The organism is Nonomuraea sp. NPDC005650 (genome assembly GCF_040605375.1).
Lineage (GTDB): Bacteria > Actinomycetota > Actinomycetes > Streptosporangiales > Streptosporangiaceae > Nonomuraea.
In genome coordinates, this window is the sequence record NZ_JBEXCR010000009.1 from 216,512 (window position 1) to 239,246 (window position 22,735).

The window sequence follows — 22,735 nt, forward strand, 5'->3', positions numbered from 1 at the left end:
TATAGCCTGCTGTTCATCGGAACAGTCGACTGTACTGGTGAGTAGGAGCTGAGAGCCGAATGGCTGACGCACCACACGGCCGGGCGGGCGCGCTCGCGGGCACCGGCCACCTCGTCCGCCTGGCACTGCGCCGCGAGCGGGGCATCGCGCCCTGGTGGATCCTCCTGATCGTGGCCCTGGCCCTGGCGCTGGTGTCCTACGTCAACCGGGCCATGGGCACGTACGAGCTGAAGGTCACCTACGTCGAGCTCGCCGCCAGGAACGTCTTCCTGCGGGCGCTCGGCGGCGGCCTCATCGAGCCGCGGCTGGAGGTGATCGCGACCTGGCGCAGCGGCGGGTTCCTGTACGTGGCGAGCGCGTTCGCGGCCCTCATGTCGATCGTCCGCCACACTCGCAGGGAGGAGGACGAGGGGAGGGCCGAGCTGGTCCGCTCCGGCAGGGTGAGCCGCTACGCGCCCCTGACCGCCGCCCTGCTGGTCGCCGGCGGGGTCAGCCTGGCCGGCGGGGTGCTGACCGGGGCCGTGCTCCTCGGCCTCGGGTTCGAGCCCGTCGGGACCGTCGCGTACGGTGCCGCGATCACGGTCGCGGGCTGGGTGTTCGGCGCCGTCGCCGCGGTGGCCGCGCAGCTCGCGCGCAGCGCCCGTACTGCCACCGCCGTCAGCCTGGCCGCGCTCGGCGCCGCCTACGTGATGCGTTACGCCGGTGACGCGACCGGACAGTACTGGCTGAAGGCGCTGTCCCCGATCGGCTGGAGCCACCTGGTGCGCGCGTACCAGGACGAGCGGTGGTGGCTGCTCGGGGTGCCGGTGCTGGTCAGCGTGATCCTGTACGCGATCGCGTACCGGCTGGTCGGCCGCCGAGACCTCGGCGAGGGCCTGCTGCCCGAGCGCCTGGGCCGGGAGTCGGCGCCGGAGCTGCGCGGCCCGGTCAGCCTGGCCTGGCGGCTGCACCGCGGCCTGCTGGCCAAATGGGCGGCCGGGGTCGCGTGCTTCGCCGTGGCCGGGGCCGGGCTCAGCCCGCTCGCCCAGGACCTGCTCTCGCGGCCGAGCCTCGTGGTGCAGAGCATCACGAGCCTCCTCGGCGTGTCCGACATGGCCACCACGCTGGGCGCGTACTCGTGGTACCTGATCCTCATCATCGCCTACGCCGTCGCGCTCTATCCGGTGCTCATGACGCTGCGGCTGCGCTCGGAGGAGACCTCGGGCCGCGCGGAGACCGTGCAGTCCACCCCGCTGACCCGCCTGCGCTGGGCCGTCGGCCACCTGGTCGTGACGGGGCTCGGCACGGCGGCGCTGATGGCCGTCGCCGGGCTCGTGTTCGGCACGCTGTACTCGCTGCTCGTCGGCGATCTCGCCCGCGACCTGCCGCGCTTCCTGGCGGGGGCGCTGAGCACCGTACCGGCGGCCTGGTGCGTGGGGGCGGTCTGCATGCTCGCGTACGGGCTGCTGCCGAGGGCGAGCGTGGCGATCTCCTGGATCGTCTGGCTCCTGACCGCCGGGCTCGGCAAGATCGTCAGCCCCCTGTACGGGCTCTGGAAGGGGACCCCGCTGGAGCCGTTCCACTACATCCCCAACCCGATGCTCGGAACGCCCTTCGACGCGCGCCCCGCCCTCGCGCTGACGGCCCTCACGGCACTGCTCGTCGGCGGCGCCCTCGCCGCTCTGCGCCGCCGCGACTTCGGGTGATCGGGCTAGCATGTCGTCCCATTCGACAAGATCGGAGGGCGAATGGGCGGCCATTCCATCGAGGTGCGGTCCGACGTGGTGATCAAGCGGTACCGATCGTCGGAGTACGGTGAGCCCGAACGCGAATGGCGCGCCCTGGAGCTGCTCGGCGAACACGATCCCGGTCTGGCCCCGGAGCCGGTGACCGCCGAGCTGGAGGCCGATCCGCCGACGGTGGTGATGTCCCGCCTGGACGGCGCGGCGGTGAGCGGGGAGATCGCGGGCAAGCTCGTCGACGCGCTGGCCGAGGCCATCACCGGCGTCCAGCGTTCGATCCCGTCACGGGTGCTCGACCGGGTGCCGGCGCGGGCCGGGCACCCGGTCGAGCTCCTCCGGGTGGTGCGCGAATGGGCGGCGACCGCTGAGCCCGAACCCGCGACCGCCGAGGCCCTTCGCGCGGCCACGGCCTGGGTGTCCGGGCCGGGCCTGGAGGCGATGTTCGCGCGGCCGGGCACCCCGGTGTTCGGCACCGGCGACGGGAACCTGGCCAACTACCTGTGGGACGGCACCAAGGTCCGGGTCATCGACTTCGAGTACTCCGGGCGCAGCGACCGCGCGTTCGAGCTGGCCGAGGTCACCGAGCACATCGCGGTCTGGGAGAACGACCCGGCCGGGTTGACCGCCGTGCTCGACCGGTTCGAGCTGACCGCCGAGGAGGCGGCCAGGCTCACGGAGTGCCGGCGGCTGATGGCGCTGTACTGGCTGCTGCGCTGCCGCCGGGAGATCCGGCCCGCGCAGGCGGAGCGGATGCTGGCCCTGCTGTGAAGGAGCGCCGCCCGCACAGCTCAGAAGCACATCAGGCTCGTAGTCTCAAGACGATGTTGCGGCTCGCTCCACTCCATCCTTTGCGGAAGGCAGTCATCCGATGCAGCTCAACTCGTCCATCGTCGTCCCTCAGGACATCCGGCACGTGTGGCGGTTCCTCGGTGATCCGCTGACCGCGCCCCTCTGGGACCGCAGCATCGCGGAGGTGATTCCGCTGTCCACCGCGCCGGTCGGCGTGGGGTACGAGGCGATGACCGTCGGGCCGTCGGGCAAGCGCCAGCGGTTCCGCATCACACAGTACGACGCCGAGCGAGAGCTGGCCTTCGTGCTGCTGGAGTCCCGCCTGTTCCGGCGGGCCGAACTCGCCTTCCAGCTCGACCGGGTGGCGGACGGGACCCAGATCCTGCACCGGATCGATCTGGACCTGCGCAGCCCGCTGCTTGCTCCGGTGCTGCGGCTGATGAGCCCCAACGCCCTTGGCACCGACATGGAATATCTGCGGGAGGCACTGGCCAAGGACGCCCACGACTGACGGTCAGCCCCTTCGGCCGCGCCGGCAGCAAGGATCCGGGAATCAGCAGGCCCGTCGCGATGCCCAAGCCGAGCGGCAGGAGGAGACCGGAATCGCGCCCATGGTCCCTGATCGGGAATCTGCCGATGGCCGGTGACGCGGCGGGCGCCTCGGGAAGCGCGAGATGATCGAGGAGCTCCTGCCCGACACGGTGGTGGCCGTGGAGGCGTTCGAGGACGTGGGGGAGTCGGACCTCTTCCCTGAGGAGGCGGCTCTGATAACGAAGGCGGTGGCCAAGAGACGCAGGGAGTTCGCCACCGTTCGCGCCTGTGCCAGGACCGCTCTGGCGAAGCTGGGCGTGCCGCCTGCCCCGATCCTGCCGGGAGAGCATGGCGAGCCCCTCTGGCCGCGGGGCGTGGTCGGCAGCATCACCCACTGCGATGGCCTGGTCCGCACGCCTCCTGGTCCCGGGCGAGACTCCGGACGGGTTCAGGATCGCCGGATTCAGGGGGCGCCGGCTCGCCCGCGCCGGGCTGCTCCTCACCGCGGTCTCGGTGCCCTCCGGCGTTTCTCAGGCCGGACTCGATGTGAGCGACTGAACGTCGGCGGGGCCGCTCTTGAGCCCCCGGAGCGCCGCGCGCTAGGCGCGGCGGCGGGCGCGGTAGGCGGCCACGTGCATGCGGTTGCCGCACGTCCGGCTGTCGCAGTAGACCCGGGACCGGTTGCGGGACTCGTCGACGAAGACGCGGTCGCAGTCGGGGGCCGAGCAGGTGCGCAGGCGTTCGACCTCGCCCTCCACCAGCAGATGGGCCAGCGCGACGCCGCAGTCCGCCGCCACGTGCTCCGCCAGGGTGGAGTCCGCGGCGAAATAGTGCACGTGCAGCGGGTGGCCGTCGTGCTCCGTCAGCCGGGGGGTGATGCGCGTCTCGGACAGCAGGGCGTTCAGGGTGCGGACCGCCGAGGCCTGGTCCGGGGCGGTGAAGACGCGGTGGAACGCCTCCCGCACGATCCGCACCTGGCCCAGGTCGCGGGGCGTCAGCTTGGTGACGCCGCTGATCTCGCGGGACTCCACGAACGCCTGCAATTCGGCCAGGCCGGCCAGGCCCTCCTCGCCCCCGGTGGAGGGCGAGGTGTTGACCAGCTCGACAACGGTGGCCAAAGAATGCACCATGTCATGGCCAAACGGCATGTTGACTCCTGTCCGTGCCGGGTTCTAGCGTGGTCGCACTGTATCTCCTGCATGGCCGTACGGGGGTTTCTATGAGTGCACATCGTCGTATCGTGCTGATCGCGATCGCCGGTGCCCTCATTATTTCCACCTCCGCCCCCTTGGTTCGGCTCTCAGGTGTATCGCCTGCCACGTCCGCGTTGTTCCGTTGCGCGTACGCCGTGCCGCCCATGCTCTTGCTGGCCTGGCTGGAGCGGCGCAGGCTGGGGCCGCTGCCGTGGAAGGGGGTGGCGCTGGCCTGGTCGGCGGGCGTGGTGTTCGCGCTCGACCTGCTGTTCTGGCATCACGCGATCGACTACGTGGGCGCGGGGCTGGCCACCGTGCTGGGGAACCTGCAGGTGTTCCTGGTGGCGTTCGCGGCCTGGGCGCTGTTCGGGGAGCGGCCGTCCTCCCGGCTGATGGTCGCGACGCCGGTCGTCTTCGCGGGGGTGGTGCTCATCTCCGGGGTGTTCGACAGCGCCGCGTACGGGCGCGATCCGATCATGGGGGTGCTGGCCGGGGTCGCCACGTCCATTTCGTACGCCGCGTTCCTGCTGCTCATGAAGGCCGGGCCGGCGCGGGCCGCAGGGCCGCTGGCGCACGCGACGGTGGTCGCGACCGTGGCCATCGCCCTGCTGAGCCCGCTCTTCGGGGGCGCCGACCTCGTGCCGAGCTGGCCGGCGCACGGGTGGCTGCTGCTGCTCGCGCTGGGGCCGCAGGTGCTGGGGTGGTCGCTGATCACGTTCTCGCTGCCGCGCCAGCCGGCCGCGCTCACCGCGCTGCTGCTGCTCGTCCAGCCCATGACGACGGTGGCGCTGTCCGCGGTGGCGCTGGGCGAGCGGCCGTCGGCGCTGCAGCTCGCCGGGTGCGCGGTGATCGTCCTCGGTGTCCTGTACGGCTCCCGCACCCGTACGCCGCAGCCCGGGGAGACCCGCCAGAAAGAGACGCCCGAGAAGGCCCCCACGGGCTGACGCCGCTCAGCCCTTGGAACAGGCGGCGCAGGTGCCGAAGACCTCGACCGTGTGGGTGATCTCGGTGAAACCGTGCTCGCCGCCCACCGCCTCGGCCCACCGCTCGACCGCCGGACCGGCCACCTCCACCGTGTGGCCGCAGCGGCGGCAGACCAGGTGGTGGTGATGGACGTCGCTGGCGCACGCGCGGTAGACGGACTCGCCCTCGTCCGTACGCAGCACGTCGACCTGCCCGCCGTCGGCCAGCGCCTGCAGGGCGCGGTAGACGGTGGTCAGGCCGATCTTGGCTCCGTGCAGGCGCATCTCGGCATAGACGTCCTGCGCGCTGCGGAACCCCTCGCTCTTACGGAGGGTGTCGTGCACGGCATCGCGTCTCGTCGTCATGCGACCTCCTCCACACGCATCTTCGGTCGCTCGCTCACTGTCGACTCCTGGGTACGGCCTCGGCGTACGAATCTACCGACACCCAGGGCCAGGACGAAGCCGGCGAGAGCAAGAAGCACGATCGCCGCCCCGGGAGGCACCTTGGTCGAGTAGGTGGAGGCGAGCAGGCCGCCCACGGCGGCGAGCACCCCGAACAGCATCGCCAGCCCCATCGTCGTGCGGAACCCCCGGGTGAGCTGCTGGCTGGTGGCCACCGGGATCACCATCAGCGCGCTGACCAGCAGCAGGCCCACCACGCGCATCGCGATCACGACGGTCAGCGCGGCGGTGACGGCGATCAGCAGGCTGAGGAAACGGACCGGCAGGCCGCTGGCCTTGGCCATCTCCTCGTCCTGGCAGAGCACGAACAGCTCCCTGCCGAAGACCACGACCACCGCGATCACGGCCACGGCCAGCGCGGCGATGACCCAGATGTCCTGGACCGTGACGCTGGCGATGGCCCCGAACAGGTACGAGTTCAGCTTGGCGTTGCTGCCGCCCGGCGCGATGCCCATGAGCATGACGCCGCCCGCGATCCCGCCGTAGAACAGCAGCGCCAGCGCCACGTCGCCGCTGGTCCGCCCGCGCGCCCTGACCAGCTCGATGGCCACCGCCCCGACGACGGAGACGATCACGGCGGTGAGCACGGGCGCCGTGCCGGTCAGGAAGCCGAGGGCGACGCCGGTCAGCGCCACGTGGCCGATCCCGTCGCCCAGCAGCGCCAGCCTGCGCTGCACGATGAACGTCCCCACGGCGGGCGCGCACAGGCCCACCAGCAGCGCGGCCACCAGGGCGAGCTGGAAGAGCTGCTCCTGGAGCAGATCCGTGATCCTCACGATGCTTCCCCCTGCCAGCCGGTCAACGGTCCCGCGGCCGGCGTGGCGGCGTGCGGATGCTGGTGCTCGTGGCCCGGCCGGGCGCAGTCGCCCTCCGGGCTCGGCGGCCGGCCGTCATGCGCGACCCGGCCCTCGCGGATCACCACGCCGCGCGTGATGATCGGCTCCAGCGGCCCCAGCTCGTGCGCGACCAGCACCACCGTCTTGCCGTCACGCACCAGCCCGGCCAGCGTGTCGGCCAGCAGTTGCTGCGTCCCGGCGTCCACGCCCGCGGTCGGCTCGTCCATCACGTACGTGTCCGGCTCCCCGGCCAGCGCCCGCGCGATGAGCACCCGCTGCTGCTGGCCGCCGGACAGCGACTGGACGGGGTCGTTGGCGCGGTCGGCCAGCCTGACGGCCTCCAGCGCGCCGGCCACGGCGGCCTTGTCGTGCGGGCTGGTCCTGCGGAGGCGGCTCTGCCTGGCGATCCGGCCCGAGGCCACGACCTCGCGTACGGTGGCGGGCACGCCGCCCCCGACCTGGAGCCGCTGCGGCACGTAGCCGATGCGCCACCACTCGCGGAACCTGCCCGGCGGCGACCCGTACATCAAGGTCGAGCCGCCGGTCAGCGGCGTGAGCCCGAGCAGCGCGCGGACCAGCGTCGACTTGCCTGAGCCGTTGGCCCCCAGGAGGGCGACGACCTCCCCGGGACAGACGGTGAGGTCGATCCCCCGCAGGACGGGCTTGCCGTCAAAGGAGACCCGGCCATCGGTCATCGAGAAGGCCGTTTCGCTCATGCCGTACACCCCAGTGCTGTTTGTAGGGTTTTGAGGTTATCGCGCATGGCGGACAGGTAATCGCCGGAGGGCGGGCTCTCCAGGGGGTCGAGCACGGCGGTCTTCGCACCCACCTCGTTCGCGAGCACCTCGGCCACCTTGGGGCTGACCAGGGACTCGGTGAAGATCGTGGTCACGCCCTCGGCCCTGGCCAGCTTGGCCACCTCGGAGATGCGCGCGGGCGACGGCTCGGTCTCGGGGTCGAGCGTGATGCCGATCTGCTTGAGTTTGTAACGGTCCGCCAGGTAGCCGAACGCCTCGTGCGCCGTGACCAGCGACTTCGTCCTGCACGTGCTCAGACCCTTGGCGAACTCCTGATCGAGCGTTCCAAGCGCGCCCGCCGTCTTGGCGGCGCGGTCCTTGTACGCCTGCGCGTGCGCCGGGTCGGCGACGGCCAGGCGCTCGCCGAGCTTGGTGGCGACGGTGGCCAGGCGGGTGGGGTCCAGCCAGATGTGCGGGTCGTAGGAGACCTCGTGGCCGTGATCCGCCTCACCCTCCTGTTCGTGCCCGCCCGCGGGCAGGGTCGTGACGGCCGTGGCAGCGTCGAAGCTCGTCTCTGCCTCCACCGCGTCGTCCACGGCGGGCTGGACGCCCTTGATGTAGACGGTGAGCGCCGCCTTCCGCAGCTCGCTCACCTGCTGGATGCTCAGCTCCAGGTCGTGCGGCTCGACTCCGGGGGCGGTCAGGCCGGTCACGTGCGCGTCGGATCCTCCCACCTGCTCGGTCAGCCATTGGAGCGGGTAGAACGCGGCGACCACTTCGGGCTTGCCCCCTGCGGCGGTCTCGGCGGAGCCGGATCCGCAGGCGGCGGTGGTGAGGAGGGTGGCGCCGGCCAGCAAACCAACAGCGTACGACCGGGAAAATCCTGACATCATGGGAGTCAGTATGCGCCAAAATGAAAATGGTTGTCAAAATCCTCCCCTCGGCTCCAGAGCGACCGAGCCCGCCTCCGCGGAGTGGAGGCCGTCAGCGCGAGGGGATGCCGGACGGCGGCTGGGGGCCAGGGACGCCGTGCGGCATCCCGCCATCACCCCGGCGGACGTGTGCCGGCCGAGCCATGGCCGGCGGCCGGGGTGATGCTCAGGCGGCGCTCGCCCGCATAGACGTTCATCGAGTTCCCCCGCAGGAACCCGATGAGCGTCAGCCCCTCCTCCGCGGCCAGTTCGACCGCGAGCGACGACGGCGCCGAGACCGCGGCGAGCACCGGGATGGCGCCCATGACCGCTTTCTGCACCAGTTCGAACGACGCCCGGCCCGACACCATGAGCACGGTCCCCCGCAGGGGGAGCCGGTCGTTGCGCAGGGCCCAGCCGAGCAGCTTGTCCACGGCGTTGTGCCGGCCCACGTCCTCGCGCACGCACAGCGGCTCGCCGTCGGACGTGAACAGGCCGGCCGCGTGCAGGCCCCCGGTCCGGTCGAACACCCGCTGGGCCGCGCGCAGCCGGTCCGGCAGGGTGGCGACGGTCGGCTGCGCCAGCTCGACCGGGTCGTCTCCGGCGCTCCAGCGAGCCACCGTGCGTACCGCCTCCAGCGACGCCTTGCCGCAGACGCCGCAGGAGGACGTGGTGTAGAAGTTGCGCGGCGCGGGCGCCGTCACGCCGGGCGCGAGCCGCACGTCGAGCACGTTGTAGGTGTTCCCGCCGTCCACCGTCGCGCCCGCGCAGTAGCGGATCGTGGCGATGTCGTCCGCCGCGCCCACGGCACCCTCGCTGACCAGGAACCCGGCGGCCAGGTCGAAGTCGTCGCCGGGCGTGCGCATGGTGACCGTCAGCGGCGTCCCGTCGAGGCGGATCTCCAGCGGCTCCTCGGCGGCCAGAGAGTCGATCTTCGGGATCCGGACGGTGTCCTTGACCCGCAGGATGCGTCTCTTGACGGCGACCCTAGACATGAGCCCTTCCTTCAGCCCGGACGGGCGCCCTGGACATGGCCGTACCCGAAGCGGCCCTTGACGCAGAGGTTGCCCGGCCATGGCTCATGATCTCTCCATTCTGTATACAGGCTACGGTATTCCTGTCTAACCGGCGCGGACAAGGTTGGCGTTGAGGAGATCGCTGATCGCGTGGATCGCACGCAACGTCGGCACCTCGGCGCCGGTGAGGTCGGCCAGTTCGACCACCGCCGCGAGCAGCACGTCCAGCTCCAGCGGCTTGCCCTTCTCCAGGTCCTGAAGCGTGGAGGTCTTGTGCTCGCCGGCCTTCTCCGCCCCCTTCAGGCGGCGCTCGATCGAGATCCCCGGGTCGCAGCCGACCCTCCTGGCCACCTCGACGGTCTCCTGCATCATGGCCACGACCAGCTCCCTGGCGCCGTCGTGACGGCAGATCCCGGCCATCGTCGCCCGGGCCAGCGCGCTGATCGGGTTGAAGGCGATGTTGCCCATGAGCTTGATCCACACGTCCTTGCGCAGGTCGCGCTCCACCGGGCATTTCAGCCCGCCTTCTATCGCGGCCTGGCTGAAGGCGGCGCACCGCTCGCTCAGCCGGCCGTCCGGCTCGCCGATGGAGAAGCGGGTGCCCTCGAGGTGGCGGATCACGCCGGGCTGTTCGATCTCGGTGGCCGCGTACACGACGCAGCCGACGGCACGGTGCAGGGGCAGCGCGGCCGTGACCGCGCCGTCCGGGTCGACGCTCTCGATGCGGTAGCCCTCGTGGGGGCCCTTGAGCCCGTGGAAATACCACCACGGGATGCCGTTCTGCGCGGCGATGATGCTCGTGGCCTCGTGCAGGAGCGGCCTGATCATGGGGCCCGCCGAGGCGTAGCTGTTCGCCTTGAGGCCCAGGAAGATGTGGTCCACCGGACCGACCTGGGTGGGGTCGTCGGTGGCATGGGGATGGGCGGTGAAGTCGCCTCTGGGAGTGAGCACCCGCACACCGGCACGGCGTATCGCCTGCAGGTGCTCGCCTCTCGCGATGAGGTGAACCTCGACTCCCGTCCGGTGAAGGGCGGCACCCACGTATGCGCCGATGGCGCCGGCGCCAAGAACAGCGACCTTCATGCTGCGCTCCGTTCTCGCGTCGGATTTGCATTCGGTATACAGTATGGAAAAACGCGGGTCAAGGAGCATGCCTGTGACCGTTTTGCGTGATGATCCAGTAGTGGAAGCGATGTCATGGGTCTCGGCGAGGGCCCTCGCGGCAGGCTCCGCGGTCCCGCTCGCCCCTGCCTGGGTGCCGCTCGCCGACGCGCTCGGCCGCCCGCTCGCCGCGCCTTTGACGGCGCTGGTGGCGGTGCCCGGGGTGGACGTGGCGGCGATGGACGGCTACGCGGTGGCCGGTGCCGGCCCGTGGCGGGTGATGGGGCGCGTCCTGGCCGGTGGCGCCCGCTACGTGGGCGAGCTGCGGCCGGGGGAGGCGGTCGAGATCGCCACCGGCGCTCCGACGCCCGCGGGGGCGTCGGCGGTGCTGCCGTACGAGCTGGCGGCGGTGGACGGGGCCCGGGTGAGCGGCGCCGCCGAGGCCGGGCGGCACCTCCGGCGGCGGGGCGAGGACATCGCCGAGGGCGCGGTCGTGCTCGGCGCGGGCGCGACGGCGACCCCGGCGGCGCTCGGGCTGGCCGCCGCGCTCGGCCACGACGAGCTGCTGGTACGGCCCCGCCCCCGCGTGGCGGTGCTGATCACCGGGGACGAGGTCGTGCACGCGGGCCGTCCCGCGCCGGGCCGGGTGCGCGACGCCATCGGCCCGTTCCTGCCGGGGCTGGCGGCGTGGGCCGGAGGCCGGGTGACCGGCACGGACCGGCTGCCCGACGGCCCGGAAGCGCTCCGCGCCGCGCTGGCGTCCGCCGCGGCGGCGGACGTGGTCGTCGTGTGCGGCGCCTCCTCCAAGGGGCCCGCCGACCACCTCCGGGCCGTGCTCGACGACCTCGGCGCCGACGTGCTCGTCGACGGCGTCGCCGTGCGGCCCGGGCACCCGCAGCTCCTGGCCCGGCTGCCGGGCGGGCCACTGGCCGTCGGGCTGCCGGGGAACCCGTTCGCGGCGCTCGGCGCGGCCCTCACGCTGCTCGCGCCGATCCTGCGCGAGCTGGCCGGCACCCCGGTCCATGCGGAGACGTCGTCGCTGGCCGGGGCGGTGCGGGCGCATCCGCGCGACACGCGGCTCGTGCCGGTCAGGAGGTCGGGCCGGGGCGCGGTGCCGGTGGGGCACGATCGGCCGGGTTCGCTGTGGGGTGCGGCGCTGGCCGACGCGCTGGCCGTCGTCCCTCCGGGGTGGGCCGGTGAGCAGGTCGAGCTGATCGAGTTGCCTCCTGGGGGCTAGACAGGCCGAACGGGAGGGAGTAACCATTGCGGTCATACGGTATGCAGTATGCGGAAGACAGCCGACGCCGGAAAGGGTGGCATGATGTCGGAAACGATCTCTGGTGGTCATCTCGTAGCCAAGGCACTCAAAGCCGAGGGTGTGGACGTGATCTACACGCTCTGCGGTGGCCACATCATCGATATCTACGACGGCTGCGTCGATGAGGGCATCGAGGTCATCGATGTACGCCACGAGCAGGTGGCGGCGCACGCGGCCGACGGATACGCGCGCATCACCGGCAAGCCCGGCTGCGCGGTGGTCACCGCCGGACCGGGCACGACCGACGCGGTGACGGGCGTGGCCAACGCCTTCCGCGCGGAGAGCCCCATGTTGCTCATCGGCGGCCAGGGAGCGCTGAGCCAGCACAAGATGGGCTCGCTGCAGGACCTGCCGCACGTGGACATGATGACCCCGATCACCAAGTTCGCGGCCACGGTGCCCAGCACGGAGCGGGTGGCGGACATCGTGTCGATGGCCTTCCGCGAGTGCTACCACGGCGCGCCGGGCCCGTCGTTCCTGGAGATCCCGCGCGACGTGCTCGACGCGAAGGTGCCCCTGGAGAAGGCGCGCATCCCCAAGACGGGGCACTACCGGGCCTCGACCCGCCAGCAGGGCGACCCCGAGGCGATCGAGCGGCTGGCCGACATGCTGGCGCACGCGGAGAAGCCGTGCATCCTGCTCGGGAGCCAGGTGTGGACGTGCCGGGCCACCGACTCCGCGATCGACTTCGTCCGCGCCCTGAACGTGCCCGCGTACATGAACGGCTCGGGCCGCGGCACGCTCCCGCCCGGCGACCCGCACCACTTCCAGCTCAGCCGCAGGTACGCCTTCACCAACGCCGACCTGATCATCATCGTCGGCACCCCGTTCGACTTCCGGATGGGCTACGGCAAGCGCCTGTCGCCGACCGCCGCCGTCGTCCAGATCGACCTCGACTACCGCACCGTCGGCAAGAACCGCGACATCGACCTCGGGATCGTCGGCGACGCCGGCCTCGTCCTCGCGGCGGTGGCCCAGGCCGCCAGCGGCCGGGTCGAGAACGCGGCCGCCAGGCGTAAGGAGTGGATGGACGAGCTGCGCGCGGTCGAGACCCAGGCGTACGAGAAGCGCCTGCCGCGCCAGCTCTCCGACGCCCAGCCCATCGACCCCTACCGCCTGGTCCACGAGATCAACGAGTTCCTCACCGAGGACAGCATCTACATCGGCGACGGCGGCGACATCGTCACCTTCTCGGGCCAGGTCGTGCAGCCCAAGTCGCCCGGCCACTGGATGGACCCGGGCCCGCTCGGGACGCTCGGCGTCGGCATGGCGTTCGCGATGGCGGCCAAGCAGGCGCGGCGCGACAAGGAGGTGCTGTGCCTGTTCGGCGACGGCGCCTTCAGCCTGACCGGCTGGGACTTCGAGACCATGGTCCGCTTCGACCTGCCGTTCATCGGGGTCATCGGCAACAACTCGTCCATGAACCAGATCAGGTACGGCCAGGCCGCCAAGTACGGCGAGGACCGCGCCCGCGTCGGCAACACCCTCGGCGACATCCGCTACGGCGACTTCGCCAAGCTGCTCGGCGGCTACGGCGAGGAGGTGCGCGACCCGGCCGAGATCCGCCCCGCGCTGGAGCGGGCCAGGGAGTCGGGCAAGCCCTCGCTGATCAACGTGTGGGTCGATCCCGAGGTCTACGCGCCCGGAACCATGAACCAGACGATGTACAAGTAGGGGATACGCCAAGATGAAGGCTCTCGAAGGTGTCCGCGTCCTCGACATGACCCACGTCCAGTCGGGCCCGTCCTGCACCCAGCTGCTCGCCTGGCTGGGCGCCGACGTCGTCAAGCTGGAGGCCCCGACCGGCGACATCACCCGGCAGCAGCTCCGCGACCTCCCGGACGTCGACAGCCTCTATTTCACGATGCTCAACTGCAACAAGCGCAGCATCACCCTCAACATGAAGAGCGAGCGCGGCAAGGAGATCTTCACCGAGCTGGTGAAGAGCGCCGACATCCTGGTCGAGAACTTCGGCCCGGGCGCGGTCGACCGCATGGGCTTCACCTGGGACCGCCTCCAGGAGCTCAACCCGCGCCTGATCTACGCCTCGATCAAGGGCTTCGGCACCGGCAAGTACGCCAAGTTCAAGGCGTACGAGGTGATCGCCCAGGCCATGGGCGGCTCGATGAGCACCACCGGCTTCGAGGAGGGCCCGCCGCTGGCGACCGGGGCGCAGATCGGCGACTCGGGCACCGGCATCCACGCGGTCGCCGGCATCCTGGCCGCCCTCTACCAGCGCGAGCAGAGCGGCCGGGGGCAGCGCGTACAGGTGGCCATGCAGCACGCCGTGCTGAACCTGTGCCGCGTCAAGCTCCGCGACCAGCAGCGCCTGACGCACGGGCCGCTGCGCGAGTACCCGAACAGGACGTTCGGCGACGAGGTGCCCCGCTCGGGCAACGCCAGCGGCGGCGGCCAGCCCGGCTGGGCGGTGCGCTGCGCGCCCGGCGGCCCCAACGACTACATCTACGTGATCGTGCAGCCGGTCGGCTGGAAGCCGGTCTCGACCATCATCGGCCGTCCCGAGCTGGCCGAGGACCCCGAGTGGGCGACGCCTGAGGCGCGGCTGCCGAAGCTGGACAAGATGTTCCAGCTCATCGAGGAGTGGACGATCCGCCACGACAAGTGGACGGTCCTCGACCGGCTCAACGCCGAGAACATCCCGTGCGGGCCGATCCTGTCCACCAAGGAGCTGGCCCAGGACGAGAGCCTGCGCGAGGAGGGCATCGTCGTCAGGGTCGACCACCCGCAGCGCGGCGAGTTCGTGACCGTGGGCAGCCCGCTGCAGCTGTCGGACTCGCCGGTCGACGTCCGCACCCCGCCCCTGCTCGGCGAGCACAACCAGGAGATCTACGGCGAGCTCGGCGTCAGCGCGGACGAGCTGGCTGAGCTGAAGACGAACGGAGTCATCTAGTGGAGCGGCGAGTAGGGGCCGACAGCGGCAGCTTGCGTAACCAGGGAGGACCCGTAGGGAGCGCGACCATGGGAGCAGTCCGCGAAGTCATCGAGAAGGCGCTCGCCGAGGGCCGCACGGCCCTGACGGCTCCCGAGGGTCGCAGGATCTGCGAGGAGTACGGCATCGCCACCCCCGGCGAGGGCCTGGCCACCTCGGCCGACGAGGCGGTCGCCATCGCCGAGCGCATCGGCCTCCCGGTCGTCCTGAAGATCGTCTCCCCGGACATCCTGCACAAGACGGACGCGGGTGGCGTGCTGGTCGGCCTGAAGAGCGCGGAGGAGGTCCGTGCCGGCTACGACACGATCCTCGCCAACGCCCGCGCCTACAACGCCGACGCCACCATCGACGGCGTCCAGGTGCAGCAGCTCGTCGGCGGCGGCCACGAGGTCATCGTCGGCGCCGTCACCGATCCCACGTTCGGCAAGGTCATCGCGTTCGGGCTGGGCGGCGTCCTGGTCGAGGTGCTGAAGGACGTGACCTTCCGCCTTGCCCCGGTTTCGGGTGAAGATGCCCTTGGGATGCTGGACGACATCAGGGCGGCGGAAGTGCTCCGTGGTGCCCGTGGCGCGGAGCCCGCGAACCGGGAGGCACTCGCGGAGCTGATCGAGCGCGTCGGCCGGCTGGTCACCGACTTCCCCGAGATCGTCGAGGTGGACCTCAACCCCGTCTTCGCCGACGCGAACGGCGCGGTGGCCGCCGACGTGCGCATCCTCATCGGCGACAAGCCCGCCGAGGTCCCCCGCCTGTCGCGGGAGGAGATCCTCCGGCAGATGAAGCGGATCTTCAAGCCGCGCGCCGTGGCCGTGATCGGCGCCTCCGCCGAGACCGGCAAGATCGGCAACTCGGTCATGCGCAACCTCATCAACGGCGGCTACCAGGGGCAGATCCTCCCGATCAACCCCAAGGCCGACGAGATCATGGGGCTGACCGCGTACAAGAGCATTTCGGACGTGCCCGGCGACGTGGACGTGGCCGTGTTCGCGATCCCCGCCAAGTTCGTGGCGCCGGCGCTGGAGGAGGCCGGGCGGAAGGGCGTGGCGGGCGCGATCATGATCCCGTCGGGCTTCGCCGAGACGGGGAACGTCGAGGGCCAGAAGGAGATCGTCGAGATCGCGCGCAGGCACGGCGTGCGCATGCTCGGGCCCAACATCTACGGCTACTACTACACGCCGGAGAACCTCTGCGCGACGTTCTGCACCCCGTACGACGTCAAGGGCAGCGTGGCGCTGACCTCGCAGAGCGGCGGCATCGGCATGGCCATCCTGGGCTTCAGCCGCACCACGAAGATGGGCGTCTCGGCCATCGTCGGCGTCGGCAACAAGGCCGACGTGGACGAGGACGACCTGCTGACCTTCTTCGAGCAGGACGACAACACCAAGGCCGTCGCCATGCACCTGGAGGACCTCAAGGACGGCCGCGGCTTCGTCGAGGCCGCGCGCAGGGTCGTCAGGCAGAAGCCGGTCATCGTGCTCAAGGCCGGCCGCACCGCGATGGGCGCGCGGGCGGCGGGCTCCCACACGGGCGCGCTGGCGGGCGACGACAAGGTGTACGACGACATCCTGCGGCAGGCCGGGGTCGTGCGCGCGCCGGGACTCAACGACATGCTCGAATACGCCCGCGCGCTGCCGATCCTGCCCGCGCCCAAGGGCGAGAACGTCGTCATCATCACCGGGGCGGGCGGCTCGGGCGTGCTGCTGTCGGACGCCATCGTGGACGCCGGGCTGACGCTCATGGACATCCCGCCCGACCTGGACACGGCCTTCCGCGCCTACATCCCGCCCTTCGGCGCGGCGGGCAACCCCATCGACATCACCGGCGGCGAACCACCCTCGACCTACGAGAACACGGTCCGCCTCGGCCTGGCCGACGAGCGCATCCACGCCCTCGTCCTGGGCTACTGGCACACGATCGTGACGCCGCCGATGGTCTTCGCCGAGCTCATCGCCCGCGTGGTGGCGGAGGAGCGGGCGAAGGGCAACGTCAAGCCGGTCGTGGCGTCACTCGCCGGCGACACCGAAGTAGAGGAGGCCAGCGAGTACCTGTTCGAGCATGGCGTGGTCGCGTACCCGTACACGACGGAGAAGCCCGTGGCGGTCCTCGGCGCGAAATATCGCTGGGCCCGGGCCGCCGGACTGTTGCGCTAAGAGCCGAGCGCAACACAGGCGGGTGAGGGGGCTAATCGGGGCGCACGAGGAAGTAACAACCCCCCAGGAGGTCCGTAGGTGGACACATCGAAAACACCACCGGCGACGGCCACGCCGCCGGTCGAGGACGAACGAGTATGGAAAGCGGGCCGGCTCGCGCCGATGCCCATCAGGAAGCTGCCCGACGCGCCTCCGTCGGTGCACATTCTCGGGCCGACGGTCTTCCTCGTCGCGCTGGGCGTGGGCATGGGCGAGTCGTACATGTGGCCCAGGCTGGTGCTGCTGTTCGGGCCCGAGATCAGGTGGCTGTTCCTGATCGGCGTCACGCTGCAGGCGTTCGTGATGCTGGAGATGGCGCGCTACGCCATGGCGACCGGGGAGAGCATCTTCTCCGGCGCGGCCCGGGTGTTCAAGCCGCTGATGTGGTTCTTCTTCATCGTGGCCATCGCCGTATACATCTGGCCGGGACACCTGTCGGCGGGAGCGGCGGCGTTCGAGGAGATCACCGGCATTCCATGGATGGTGACCGCCATCATCGGGCTCATCCTGGTCGGCGTGGTGTTCAGCCTGGCCAAGGTGATCTACAACGTGCTGGAGAACGTGCTGTCGCTGCTCATCGGCGTACTCGTGATCGGCACGGCGGTGGTCGCCGCCATGGTCGGCTCCTGGGGAGACGTGGCCTCCACGCTCTCGGGCATGTTCTCCTTCGGCTACTTCCCGTCGGAGGCCATGTCGGCGGCCTGGTTCCCCGTCATCGTGGGGGCGTGCGCCTTCGCCGGGCCCTCCGGCATGCAGCAGATGTGGTACACGCTGCACCTGCGTGACTCCGGGGCCGGCATGGGCGCGCACATCCCGCAGATCCGCGGGCTGCGGCACGCGGGCCAGCAGGAGGAGATGCCCGCGCGCGGGTTCATGTTCGACACCGAGGACCCGGCCGAGATGGCCAAGTGGAAGGGGTGGCGGCGCTGGGTCACGTTCGACGCGCTGCTGCTGTTCTGGGGCGTCACCATGCTGGTGACGATCTCGTTCACGGTGATCGCGCAGTCGGCGGTGCGGCTGAACCCGGGCGTGCGCACCGTCATCCAGGGCGACGACCGCGAGGTGGCGCTCACCGCGATGGCCAACGCCGTCTCCCATGCGGGCAGCTCGGTGCTCGGGGCGGTCTTCCTCGGGTTCATCGCGCTGATCGGCCTGAACGCCACCCTGGGGCTGTTCGACTCGTTCTCCCGGGGCCAGGCTGACATGACGTACCACTTCGTGCCCGGGGCGAAGAAGCTGGGGATGTCGCGCCTGTACGGGGTCTTCCTCTGGGGCGTGATCATTTTCGGCATCCTGATCCTGCTGTTCGGGCCGGCTGACGGGCCGAGCGGGATCCTGGACACGCTGGCGTTCCTGTCGACGTTCGCGATGGGGGCGTACTGCGTGACCCTGCTCCTGGTGAACAACCGCATGCTGCCCAAACCGATCAGGCCCAAGTGGTGGACGAACGTCATCATCGGCTTCGGCGCGGTGTTCTACCTGGGGATGCTGTTCTACAGCCTGTTCGCCTTCGGCGTGGTCGTGGGCTGATGGACGGACGGCACAGCCTCGAACTCGCCCTGCCAGGGGCGTCGATCGGAGCCGTCGCCGGTGCCATGGCCGGTGGGCTGACCCTGTTCGCGGGGCAGCCCACCGGGATGGCCGCGCTGTCGGCCCTGTCGCTCGCCGTGCCGCTCGCCCTCTTCGGCGGCCTGTACGGCGTGCTGCTCGGCCACGGCGTGTTCCGCCCGGGGACCTTCGGGCCGGTCGGCCTGTACTGGGTCGCGGCCTTCCCCGTGTCCAGGCTCGCGCAGGAGAGCCTGGTCGGGATCGGTCTGGCCGACGGCGTGCTGCCGTTCCTGGCGTACCAGGCGATGGTGAGCCTCGGCTTCGCGATCGGCTTCGTCTGGCTGCACGAACGGATCATGCCGCACTGGCTGATCCGCCGCGCCGCCGCCAACCCGCTGGCCAAGGACCTGCTCGGCATCTACATCCGGCACGCCGGGATGTTGCGCGCACGGAAGGGGGCCCGCCGGTGAACCTGCCGCCCTGGATCTGGCTGGCCACGATCGCCGGCTTCGCGGTCGTGCTCGCCGTGGACTTCTGGCTCGTCGCCAGGAGGCCGCACGAGCCGTCCATGAAGGAGTGCGTGGCCTGGGTCTCGTTCTACGTCGCCCTGGCCGCGGCCTTCGGCGTGGGACTGCTGCTGCTGTCGGGCCCCGCGCACGGCGGCGAGTTCTTCGCCGGCTGGATCACCGAATATTCGCTCAGCGTGGACAACCTCTTCGTCTTCCTGCTGATCATGAGCCGCTTCCAGGTGCCCAGGGAGTACCGCCAGAAGGTGCTGCTCATCGGCATCATCCTGGCCCTGGGGATGCGGGGTGCGTTCATCGCGGCCGGCGCGGGCGCGGTGGCCAGGTTCGACTGGCTCTTCTACGTGTTCGGCGCCTTCCTCGTCTACACCGCGTGGAAGCTCATGGGCGGCGAGGACGACGAGGCGGAGTTCTCCGAGAACGTCGCCCTGCGCGCCGTCCGCCGGGTGCTCCCGACCACGGACACCTATCACGGCGCCCGGCTGACCGTGCACCTCGGCCGCAGGATGGTCACCCCGATGCTGATCGTCATGGTCGCCATCGGGACCACCGACCTGCTCTTCGCGCTCGACTCCATCCCGGCCATCTTCGGCCTCACCAAGGAGCCGTACCTGGTCTTCACCGCCAACGCCTTCGCCCTCATGGGGTTGCGCCAGCTCTTCTTCCTCATCGGCGGGCTGCTCGACCGGCTCGTCTACCTGAGCAAGGGGCTGTCTGTGGTGCTGGCCTTCATCGGGGTGAAGCTGATCATGGAGGCTCTGCACCACGACGGCGTGTCGTGGGCGCCGGAGATCCCGATCCTGGTCTCCCTCGGCGTCATCGTCGGCACCCTCGCCGTCACCACGGTGCTGAGCCTCATCAAGTCGGCCCGCGACGCGAAGGCGTCCGCCCCGGCCTCGGAGGGGGTGGAGCCCGAACCCGCGGAGCGCTGACCACGCCGCGGCATCGGGACGATCGTCCCTGCCGCGGCTCCTCAGCGCCGCGTCCTGCTCAGCGCCGCGTTCTCAGTGACGTGTTCTCAGTGACGCGGGCAGTCGTGTACGTCGTCGTGCTCCGCGGCGGCCCACTCGCGCAGGTAGCGGTCCGCATCGTCGGCGGAGTAGTGCTTCTTGAGAGCTGTGCTCAGGCCCAGGCCGATCGCCCGGCCGTCCGCTGCCTGACCCGGGGGATCACCGAGGAGAAAGCGGATGAACGCCTTCATGGTCACGCACCTCCTGATTTGTCGGCTCCATCCTCTACCCGAGGTGTTTCGGAGCATGTGGTCTCTTGTGAACGCCGGATCAACCCGGCTGCCGCGTCCGGCGCCTGCGTACCGGCTTGGGCGCCGGCAGCACCGGCTCCTGCTCGCGCTGAGCCATGTACGAGGCACGGGTGTGCTCGGTGTGCTCGCGCATGATCTTGGCTGCCCGCCGCTCGTCGCCCGCCTCGATGGCGTCGATCAGCGAGGTGTGCTCCTCCCACGAGGCCATGCCGCGCTGGCGGGCCACCGGCGTGTGGTACCACCGCACCCGCCTGGCCACCTGGCTGGCCAGCTCCGAGAGGACCTGGTTGCCCGACAGGGCGGTCACCAGGGCGTGCAGCTCGGAGTTGGTCGCCACGGCGGAGTCGACGTCGTCGGCCTCCACCGCCGCGATGCCCCGCGCGCACAGGGCGCGCAGCCGCTTGACGCCGTCCTCGCCCGCCTGCTTGGCGGCCAGCCTGGCGGACTCGGTCTCCAGCAGCGTGCGCACGGCCAGCAGCTGGTCGGCCTCCTCGACCGTCGGGACGTGCACGAACGCGCCCTGGCCGGGGAACAGGTCGACCCAGCCCTCGCCGCTGAGCTGCTGCAGCGCCTCGCGGACGGGCTGCCTGGACACGCCGAGGAGCTCGGCCAGCTCGCTCTCCACGAGGTGCTGGCCCGGCTTGAGCTGCCCGGAGACGATGAGCTCTTGGATAGCCTCGATAACGCTCTCACGGAGCGTGGCAGGGCGGGGAATCTTGGTGGCCGCCGCCTGACCGGCCTGATCCGACAGCAACATGGTCACGTCTCCAGGGCTGCGTTACGGTTTTTCGTCGACTGCCTACAGCATACCGTCCAGGGGTCTCTCCTGGCCGTGAGTCTCATCACAGGCGCTCCCTCTTCCCTCGTCTCCCACACCTCACCGGTCACCCCCACCCCTCGCGCCCCCACTCCACGGCCCACCTGCACCCCCTCCGGCCCGACCCCCTCCAACCGCCGCCCCACCGCCGCTCCCCGCACCTCACCCACTACCCCGCCGCCGCGTCGCTTCGCTACGGCGGTCGCGCGACGCCCTCCGCGTGTCGCCCCATCGCGGGTTTCGTCCCTCGCCCGCTGCCCCGCCGTAGCGGCGCTTTGCCACGGCGCCCTTCACACGGTGCCCTGCCGTCGGCCCTCGCGCGTCGTCCTCGCCCTTGCGGCGGGTCGTCCCCGGGCGCGCCTCGAAGCGCCGCCTTGTCGTCGCCTCTCGCAGTCCTTCACCTTCGCTCACCTCAGGCGCCGTAAATGGGCGCGGCAGGGGAGACGGTGGCGGGTGCGGGGCCAGAGGGGGCGGCGCTTGAGGGGTGGTGGGCGCCGATGCGGGGGTTACGCGGGGATGGTGGACGGGAGGCCGGGGATGCGGAGGCGGGGGATGGCCAGGGCCGGGAGGGCGGCGAGGGCGGCGGCCACGGCGAGCGCGGGCGCGGGGGTGCTCAGGGCGAACAGGGCCAGGGCGACGGCCCCCGCGCCGGCCAGCGCCTTGGCGCTGTAGACGACGGCATGGATCTCGCCCGCCCGCTCGACCCCGAAGAACTCCCGCACCAGGCTGGCGAGCAGCGGGTAGAACGCCCCGCCCCCGAGCCCGGCCGCCACGGCCCCGAGCCACAACAACGGCCCGCCACCCGCCACGGACTCAGCCACCACAGTTCCGGTCGACGCAGAACCCGGCAGCGTGGAACCAAGGGCGGTCCCGGTCGGTGTCGGGCCCGATGGCGGGGCGGTGAGGGCGGTGGCGAGGAGCACCTGGCCGGCGGCGAGGGCGGTCAGGACGGCGGCGAGCACGCGGCGGCGGCCGAACAGCTCCGAGCAGCGCACGGCCACCGACCGGCTGGCCCCGTTCAACGCCACCAGGACGGCCAGCGCGCCCCACGAGCCGGTGCCCGCCACCACGATCACGTCGAAGACCGACACCGCGCCCGCGCACGTCAGGATCAGGGCCAGCGCCGGCAGCGTGCGCGTGCGCAGCGCCTGGGCCGGCCCGAACTGCCGGGCCGCCTCCGGCGTCGTGCGCAGCCGCGCCGCGTCCAGGGCGTGCGAACGCGGGTCCACGTCCTCGGGCCACCACAGCGCGGGAGGCAGCCGCAGGTGCCGGGCCGCGGTCGCGATGACGACCAGGGCGACGACCGCCGCGACCATGAACGCGGTGGGCGTGGCCGCCGGCGCGAGCCCGGCCCAGACGAGCAGGGGCACCGCGCCGTACCCGAAGGCGCCGGTGATCAGGCCGACCCGGGCGGCGGGCCGCTCCGGGTACCAGGAGGAGACGACCTCGCCGCAGACCCCGTAGACCAGGCCCGCGCCCAGGCCGCCGAGGAGCGCGTACCCCACGAAGGCCCCCGGGGCGCTCAACGGGAGCGCCGCCGCGGCGAGGCCGGCGAAGCTCAGGGCGGCTCCCGCGGCCAGGCTGGTACGGACGCCGAGGCGGCCCCGCCGTACCAGGCGGAGCGCGGGGAGGGCGCCCGCGGCCTGGCAGGCGATCCAGACGGCCAGGAGGGTGAGCCCGGTGGCCTCCTTGGCGAGGAGGGCGGCGTAGCCGTACTGGAGCGGGCTGATCGCCGCCATGGCGCCCCAGGCCAGCCAGAACATGCGCGTGCGGTCGGCGGGGACGGGCCCGGGATGGTACGAGCGCCCGCGCCAGTCTCTAACTGCATTCTCCATACTGTATGGAATATCCAGTAGACGAGAGCCTGTC

Annotated in this window: 22 protein-coding genes and 1 pseudogene; 13 read left to right on the top strand and 10 right to left on the bottom strand. The window is 71.3% G+C overall.

The features are described from left to right. Positions 1-59: 59 nt before the first annotated feature. The 5 genes and pseudogenes from ABZS69_RS17830 to ABZS69_RS17850 all read left to right on the top strand — a co-directional run bounded on the left by ABZS69_RS17830 (position 60) and on the right by ABZS69_RS17850 (position 3,599). A complete protein-coding gene (locus ABZS69_RS17830; RefSeq protein WP_355373060.1) occupies positions 60-1,685 on the top strand; it encodes a polyketide antibiotic transporter in 1,626 nt (541 codons plus the stop codon). A gap of 42 nt (positions 1,686-1,727) precedes the next feature. Then, positions 1,728-2,489 carry a phosphotransferase gene (locus ABZS69_RS17835; RefSeq protein ID WP_355373063.1) on the top strand — a complete coding sequence of 254 codons (762 nt, stop codon included), beginning with the start codon at positions 1,728-1,730 and terminating at the stop codon, positions 2,487-2,489. 100 nt (positions 2,490-2,589) lie between these two features. Next, a complete protein-coding gene (locus ABZS69_RS17840) occupies positions 2,590-3,021 on the top strand; it encodes an SRPBCC family protein (protein ID WP_355373065.1) in 432 nt (143 codons plus the stop codon). Between the two features lie 163 nt (positions 3,022-3,184). Further along, positions 3,185-3,388 (top strand): annotated as a pseudogene (locus ABZS69_RS17845) (4'-phosphopantetheinyl transferase); the annotation flags it as partial. A 52-nt stretch (positions 3,389-3,440) separates the two neighbouring features. Then, the gene (locus ABZS69_RS17850; RefSeq protein ID WP_355373068.1) at positions 3,441-3,599 is read left to right on the top strand and encodes a hypothetical protein; all 159 of its coding nucleotides are present in this window, start codon (positions 3,441-3,443) and stop codon (positions 3,597-3,599) included. A 41-nt stretch (positions 3,600-3,640) separates the two neighbouring features. On the opposite strand, the gene ABZS69_RS17855 is transcribed toward ABZS69_RS17850, so the two are convergent. Beyond that, positions 3,641-4,168, bottom strand: coding sequence for a CGNR zinc finger domain-containing protein (locus ABZS69_RS17855; protein ID WP_355373408.1), 528 nt, complete (start codon positions 4,166-4,168; stop codon positions 3,641-3,643). 92 nt (positions 4,169-4,260) lie between these two features. Here ABZS69_RS17855 and ABZS69_RS17860 point away from each other — a divergent pair, with 92 nt between their 5' ends. Then, complete coding sequence (locus tag ABZS69_RS17860; protein WP_355373071.1) at positions 4,261-5,178, top strand: DMT family transporter; 918 nt, start codon at positions 4,261-4,263, stop codon at positions 5,176-5,178. Between the two features lie 6 nt (positions 5,179-5,184). On the opposite strand, the gene ABZS69_RS17865 is transcribed toward ABZS69_RS17860, so the two are convergent. The 6 genes from ABZS69_RS17865 to ABZS69_RS17890 all read right to left on the bottom strand — a co-directional run bounded on the left by ABZS69_RS17865 (position 5,185) and on the right by ABZS69_RS17890 (position 10,244). Further along, positions 5,185-5,562, bottom strand: a complete 378-nt coding sequence (locus tag ABZS69_RS17865; RefSeq protein WP_355373074.1) for a transcriptional repressor — start codon at positions 5,560-5,562, stop codon at positions 5,185-5,187. Continuing rightward, entirely contained in the window at positions 5,559-6,431 is an 873-nt protein-coding gene (locus ABZS69_RS17870; protein WP_355373411.1) for a metal ABC transporter permease, read from the bottom strand. The genes ABZS69_RS17865 and ABZS69_RS17870 overlap by 4 nt, the downstream gene beginning before the upstream one ends. A gap of 2 nt (positions 6,432-6,433) precedes the next feature. Further along, positions 6,434-7,213: a metal ABC transporter ATP-binding protein gene (locus tag ABZS69_RS17875; RefSeq protein WP_355373077.1), complete on the bottom strand. Its 780-nt coding sequence runs from the start codon at positions 7,211-7,213 to the stop codon at positions 6,434-6,436. Continuing rightward, entirely contained in the window at positions 7,210-8,091 is an 882-nt protein-coding gene (locus ABZS69_RS17880) for a metal ABC transporter substrate-binding protein (RefSeq protein ID WP_355373080.1), read from the bottom strand. Before ABZS69_RS17880 ends, ABZS69_RS17875 begins: the two co-directional genes overlap by 4 nt. 188 nt (positions 8,092-8,279) lie before the next feature. Continuing rightward, positions 8,280-9,140, bottom strand: coding sequence for a formate dehydrogenase accessory sulfurtransferase FdhD (gene fdhD / locus ABZS69_RS17885; protein WP_355373083.1), 861 nt, complete (start codon positions 9,138-9,140; stop codon positions 8,280-8,282). A 126-nt stretch (positions 9,141-9,266) separates the two neighbouring features. Beyond that, entirely contained in the window at positions 9,267-10,244 is a 978-nt protein-coding gene (locus tag ABZS69_RS17890) for a 2-dehydropantoate 2-reductase (RefSeq protein ID WP_355373086.1), read from the bottom strand. A gap of 109 nt (positions 10,245-10,353) precedes the next feature. On the opposite strand from ABZS69_RS17890, the gene ABZS69_RS17895 reads away from it, so the two are divergent. From ABZS69_RS17895 to ABZS69_RS17925, 7 genes are all read left to right on the top strand, one after another. Next, entirely contained in the window at positions 10,354-11,499 is a 1,146-nt protein-coding gene (locus ABZS69_RS17895; RefSeq protein ID WP_355373414.1) for a molybdopterin-binding protein, read from the top strand. 48 nt (positions 11,500-11,547) lie between these two features. Beyond that, positions 11,548-13,254: a thiamine pyrophosphate-binding protein gene (locus ABZS69_RS17900; protein WP_355373090.1), complete on the top strand. Its 1,707-nt coding sequence runs from the start codon at positions 11,548-11,550 to the stop codon at positions 13,252-13,254. A 13-nt stretch (positions 13,255-13,267) separates the two neighbouring features. After that, on the top strand, positions 13,268-14,491 hold the full coding sequence (frc, locus tag ABZS69_RS17905) for a formyl-CoA transferase (RefSeq protein WP_355373093.1): 1,224 nt from the start codon (positions 13,268-13,270) through the stop codon (positions 14,489-14,491). A gap of 68 nt (positions 14,492-14,559) precedes the next feature. Further along, entirely contained in the window at positions 14,560-16,677 is a 2,118-nt protein-coding gene (locus tag ABZS69_RS17910) for an acetate--CoA ligase family protein (RefSeq protein WP_355373096.1), read from the top strand. A gap of 78 nt (positions 16,678-16,755) precedes the next feature. Continuing rightward, on the top strand, positions 16,756-18,246 hold the full coding sequence (locus ABZS69_RS17915) for an Nramp family divalent metal transporter (RefSeq protein WP_355373098.1): 1,491 nt from the start codon (positions 16,756-16,758) through the stop codon (positions 18,244-18,246). Further along, positions 18,246-18,734 (top strand): hypothetical protein, encoded by a 489-nt coding sequence (locus tag ABZS69_RS17920; RefSeq protein WP_355373101.1) that lies wholly within the window; start codon positions 18,246-18,248, stop codon positions 18,732-18,734. The genes ABZS69_RS17915 and ABZS69_RS17920 overlap by 1 nt, the downstream gene beginning before the upstream one ends. After that, entirely contained in the window at positions 18,731-19,720 is a 990-nt protein-coding gene (locus tag ABZS69_RS17925) for a TerC family protein (RefSeq protein WP_355373103.1), read from the top strand. Before ABZS69_RS17920 ends, ABZS69_RS17925 begins: the two co-directional genes overlap by 4 nt. Before the next feature lie 86 nt (positions 19,721-19,806). On the opposite strand, the gene ABZS69_RS17930 is transcribed toward ABZS69_RS17925, so the two are convergent. From ABZS69_RS17930 to ABZS69_RS17940, 3 genes are all read right to left on the bottom strand, one after another. Next, positions 19,807-19,989: a hypothetical protein gene (locus ABZS69_RS17930; protein ID WP_355373106.1), complete on the bottom strand. Its 183-nt coding sequence runs from the start codon at positions 19,987-19,989 to the stop codon at positions 19,807-19,809. Between the two features lie 79 nt (positions 19,990-20,068). Further along, the gene (locus ABZS69_RS17935; RefSeq protein ID WP_355373109.1) at positions 20,069-20,806 is read right to left on the bottom strand and encodes a GntR family transcriptional regulator; all 738 of its coding nucleotides are present in this window, start codon (positions 20,804-20,806) and stop codon (positions 20,069-20,071) included. Between the two features lie 566 nt (positions 20,807-21,372). Beyond that, positions 21,373-22,701 carry a hypothetical protein gene (locus ABZS69_RS17940; RefSeq protein WP_355373111.1) on the bottom strand — a complete coding sequence of 443 codons (1,329 nt, stop codon included), beginning with the start codon at positions 22,699-22,701 and terminating at the stop codon, positions 21,373-21,375. Positions 22,702-22,735: the final 34 nt, after the last annotated feature.